Origin of the sequence: Xanthomonas sp. SHU 166, assembly GCF_000364685.1 — a bacterium.
Taxonomy (GTDB): Bacteria; Pseudomonadota; Gammaproteobacteria; order Xanthomonadales; family Xanthomonadaceae; genus Xanthomonas_A; species Xanthomonas_A sontii.
In genome coordinates this window covers 1-4,490 of sequence record NZ_AQOJ01000087.1, presented here as the reverse complement: position 1 = coordinate 4,490, position 4,490 = coordinate 1, and the positions used below count along the sequence as shown (strand labels likewise).

At 70.7% G+C, this 4,490-nt stretch carries 4 protein-coding genes; 1 reads left to right on the top strand and 3 read right to left on the bottom strand.

Translation table 11 applies throughout. From position 1 onward, the window contains the following. Positions 1 to 215: 215 nt before the first annotated feature. Positions 216 to 1,541: a Xaa-Pro dipeptidase gene (gene pepQ / locus D180_RS03585; RefSeq protein ID WP_017911702.1), complete on the top strand. Its 1,326-nt coding sequence runs from the start codon at positions 216 to 218 to the stop codon at positions 1,539 to 1,541. Between the two features lie 13 nt (positions 1,542 to 1,554). Here pepQ and D180_RS03580 read toward each other — a convergent pair whose 3' ends face one another. The 3 genes from D180_RS03580 to D180_RS03570 form a co-directional block, all read right to left on the bottom strand. Further along, complete coding sequence (locus D180_RS03580; protein ID WP_017911701.1) at positions 1,555 to 2,568, bottom strand: hypothetical protein; 1,014 nt, start codon at positions 2,566 to 2,568, stop codon at positions 1,555 to 1,557. 182 nt (positions 2,569 to 2,750) lie between these two features. Further along, on the bottom strand, positions 2,751 to 4,082 hold the full coding sequence (locus D180_RS03575) for an aminopeptidase P N-terminal domain-containing protein (protein ID WP_043090422.1): 1,332 nt from the start codon (positions 4,080 to 4,082) through the stop codon (positions 2,751 to 2,753). Continuing rightward, positions 4,082 to 4,490: UPF0149 family protein (locus tag D180_RS03570; RefSeq protein WP_017911699.1), on the bottom strand; the 409-nt coding region annotated here is incomplete at its 5' end. The genes D180_RS03570 and D180_RS03575, both read right to left, overlap by 1 nt.

Genomic DNA, 4,490 nt, shown 5'->3' with positions numbered 1-4,490 from the left:
CCTGCTAGGGGGTAAGACGGTATCTGCGGCGGCCATCCGCGACCGTTGCGCGATCGGCCGCAAAGAGTCTCCGGTGGATCGACAAAGCCCCGCGTCGCCGGCGTAGCTTCGGCATCGCATGCCATGCATAGGCCGTCCGTGCACGTCCACACGCCTGCACCGTTTCCGGCACACTTGGCGCCCCCGTTTCCGCATCGCCGAACGAGTCCGCCGCCATGCCCCAGCACGATCCAAGCGCCCTGTATCCCGACCACCTGCGCACCCTGACCCGACGCGCCGACGAAGCGCTGGCGCGCGGTGGCTTCGACCACCTGGTGGTCCCGAGCGGCAACCTGCACTACCAGGTGTTCGACGATCGCGACTATCCGTTCGCGGTGAACCCGCAGTTCAAGGCCTGGCTGCCGCTGACGCGGGTGCCGCACAGTTGGCTGGTGTACACGCCGGGGCGCCGTCCGCAGGTGATCTTCCACCAGCCGCGCGACTACTGGCACGTGGTGCCGGATGCGCCCCGCGGCTGGTGGGTGGACCACTGCGACATCCATCTGATCCGCACCCCGGACGAGGCGCTGGCGCTGCTGCCGGATGCCGCGCGCAGCGCGATCCTCGGCGAGCCGCAGAGCGCGCTGGGCGCCTACGTGCCGAACAACCCGCCGGCGGTGCTGGACTACCTGGAATACCACCGCGCCTACAAGACGCCGTACGAGCTGGCACTGATGCGCCAGGCGCAGCACTCGGCGGTGCGCGGCCATCGCGCCGCCGAGGCCGCGTTCCGCGACGGCCGCAGCGAGTTCGAGATCCACATGGCCTACTGCGCCGCGGTCGGCCAGGACGCGAACGAACTGCCGTACGGCAACATCGTGGCGTTGAACGAACACGGCGCCGTGCTGCACTACACCGAACTGCAGCGGCAGGCGCCGACGCCGCTGCGCAGCTTCCTGATCGACGCCGGCGCCTCGGCGCACGGCTACGCCAGCGACATCACCCGCACCTACGCCGCCGATCGCGACAGCGAGTTCCAGGCGCTGATCGACGCGGTGGACGCCGCGCAGCAGCGCATGGGCCAGCACGTGCGCGCCGGCGTCGACTACCGGCAACTGCACCTGGACGCGCACCTGGCGCTGATGGGCGTGCTGAAGGACGCCGGCGTGCTCACCGTGTCGCCGGAAACCGCGGTGGCCACCGGCGTCAGCGCTGCATTCTTCCCGCACGGCCTGGGCCACCCGATCGGCCTGCAGGTGCACGACGTCGCCGGTTTCGCCGCCAGCGACCGCGGCGGCCGCATCGAACGCCCCGACGGCCATCCCTACCTGCGCATGACCCGCACCCTGGAACCGGGCATGGTGGTAACGATCGAGCCGGGCCTGTACTTCATCGACATGCTGCTGGACGAGCTCAAGCAGGCCGGCCATGGCGGCAGCGTCGACTGGTCGCGCGTGGAGCAATTCAAGCCCTACGGCGGCATCCGCATCGAGGACGAAGTGGTGTGCACCGAGGACGCACCCGAGAACCTGACGCGGCCGGTGTTTGCGGCGGCGGCCTGAGCCGCCACCTCGATCACTTGCCGGTCAACGCGTACGGGCCGCGATTGAAGCTCATCGGGATCAGGTCGTAGCGGCGCTGCCCGGCGGCGGCCGGATACGGCGCGGTCTTGAAATCGCGTGCCAGCGCTTCAAGTCCACGTGCCGCGTTCGGCGAAGGCAGCGCCTCCAGCACCAGGGCGGACTCGGGACGTCCGCCCTGCGGATCGCCGCGCATCAGGAACAGGCTCAACGCCGGCGTGACCGGCAGATCCATCGGGCTGTCCAGCACGGTCTTGCGCCGTTGATTCTCGGCACGCGCAGTCAGCCCGCCAGCCTCCTCGCCATCCTGCGCCTGCAGCGCATCGAGCTGCGCGAACAGCATCCGGTCCAGGACCCGGCCCCACTGCACGCGAAATGCATTGAACCAGGACAGGCCGATCGCGTCGCGGTCGCCGCTCGGCATCGCCGCATAGCAGCGCTCCAGGAGGTAGGCATGGTAGGCGGTATCGCGATTGCGCTGACTGGGCCGCACACGGCGGCCTTCGATCTCGCGCGCCCGCGTGGTGAACTCGCGGTCCAGCGCCACCCAGCCCTGCGCCCATTGCAGCGCCGGCTTGGCATTGCCGGCGGACAGTTCCAGCTCGGCCAGCGACGCCAACGCGAGCAGCGGGCAGCGCGGCATGCCCAGGCAGCGCTCCAGCCAGTAGCGAGCCGTGTCCAGGTCGCGCGGCACCAGATGCGCCGGATGCGCCTCGCCATTGCGGTAGAGCACGCCCAACACGTACGCCGAGGCGCCATCGCCCTTCCCCGCCAGCGCGACGACCTGCGCCAGCATCTGCGCGCGGGCCTCCGGCGCAGCGCGCAGCGACAGCAACGTCTCTAGATCGTCCAGCGCCAGCGTGGGCACCGCAGCAGGCACAGGTGCCTGCGTCGCCGCGGGCGCAGCATCGGCTGGCGCCGCCGGCGCGGCCACTTGCTGCGCGTGCGCCTGCGCTGCGACGGCCACGCACAGTCCTGCCGCCAGCAGGCATCGCATCCACATCTTCATGAATCCCCCTTGTTCAGCCAGTCACTGTGCGCAACCGGCCGCCTGCACGCAAGGGGGCGGCGTCAGTCTGCCGCGGCGGCCTGACGGCCGCCGCCGGGATTGGGGATTCGCAACGGCAAACGCGCCAGGTCTGCTAGCCGACCTTTCCGCGCGCGGCGACCGCTTTTCCCATTCCCGTTTCCCTATTCCCCATTCCCAGCCATCCACTCCTCGATCTCCTCGGCGCTGCGCGCCAGGGCATCGGTGAGCACGCGATGGCCGTCGTCGGTGATCAGCACGTCGTCCTCGGTGCGGATGCCGATGCCCCGCCACTTCGGGTCCACGTCCTTGTCGTCCGGCGACACGTACAGGCCGGGTTCGATGGTGAACACCATCCCTGGCTCGAGCAGGCGCGATTCGCCGGCCAGCCGGTAGTCGCCGACGTCGTGCACGTCCAGGCCCAGCCAGTGCCCGGTCTTGTGCCGGTAGAAGCGCCGGTAATCGCCGCTGGCCAGGTTCTGCTCGACGCTGCCCTTGAGCAGGCCTAGCCGCAGCAGGCCTTCGGTCAGGGTCTGCACCGCGGCCAGGTGTCCGGCCTCGTAGGCCACGCCCGGGCGCGCCTGCGCCAGCGCGGCAGCATGCGCGGCACCGACCAGGTCGTGCAGCGCGCGTTGTTCGGCGCTGAAGCGGCCGTTGGCCGGGAAGGTGCGGGTGATGTCGGCGGCATAGCCGCGGTATTCGGCGCCCGCATCGACCAGCACCAGGTCGCCGTCGCGCAGGCGCGCGGCGTTGGCGCGGTAATGCAGCACGCAGGCGTTGTGGCCGCTGCCGACGATGCTGCCGTAGGCCGGCCAGGCGTCGCCGGCGCGGAATTCGCGCTCGATCTCGGCCTGCAGTTGGTATTCGTGCACGCCCGGCCGCGCCAGCCGCATCGCCGCGCGGTGCCCGGCCGCGCTCAGGTCCGCAGCGACCTGCATCAGCGCGATCTCGTCGCGCGACTTGAACAGGCGCTGCTCGTGCAGCAGATGGCCGAGCTCCAGGAATTCGTGCGGCGGCTGCGCGCCGTGCCGCACCTGCTCGCGCACGCGCTTGACCCAGCCGATCAGCTTCAGGTCGAAATCGACGTCGCGGCCGAAGTGGTAATACACCCGCGAGCGACCTTCCAGCAGCCCGGGCAGGATCTCGTCGAGGTCGTCGATCGGATAGGCATCGTCCATGCCGTAGCGCTCGACCGCGCCTTCCTGGCCCGCCCGCGGGCCGTCCCAGGCTTCGCGCTCGGGGTCGCGTTCGCGACAGAACAGCAGCGCCTCGCCGTGGCGGCGACCCGGCACCAGCACCAGCACTGCGTCCGGCTCGGCGAACCCGCACAGATACCAGAAGTCCGAATCCTGCCGGTACGGGTAGTGCGTGTCGTGGCTGCGCACCCGCTCCGGTGCGCTGGGCAGCACCAGGATGGCCTGCTCGCCGGCCATGTCCATCAAATGACGGCGCCGGCGCACGTACTCGCCGGAGGAAATCCCGGTGAGCCGCTTCATCAGTTCAGGCGCTGCCGGTGGCGCGGGCCGAGCACGCAGTCGCTGTGCAGCAGCAGCACCGCCACGCGCACGAACTCCTCGATCTCGGCCAGCGCGTCCTCGTCCTCGTCGCCGCTGTCGAAATCGTCGGCGCTGGCCTGGGCCAGACGCGCCACGTCCTGCAGCGCTTCCTGCCCTTCCTCGGACAGCGGCGGCGCAGCCCCTGCGGCCAGGCCGAAGCCGCCGAGGAAGCCGCGGCACCAGTCGAACAGCGCGTCGGCGCGCTCGGGCAGCGGCGCGCCGGCATCGGCCAGCACCAGGTCGAAGCCGAAATCGCGGTCGTTCAGTTGCGCAGTCGTGGCCTCGCGCAGGCGGTCCAGCGCATCGCCGGGGCGCGGCGCGGCGAGGCTGGCGTCGGCGAGCACGGCC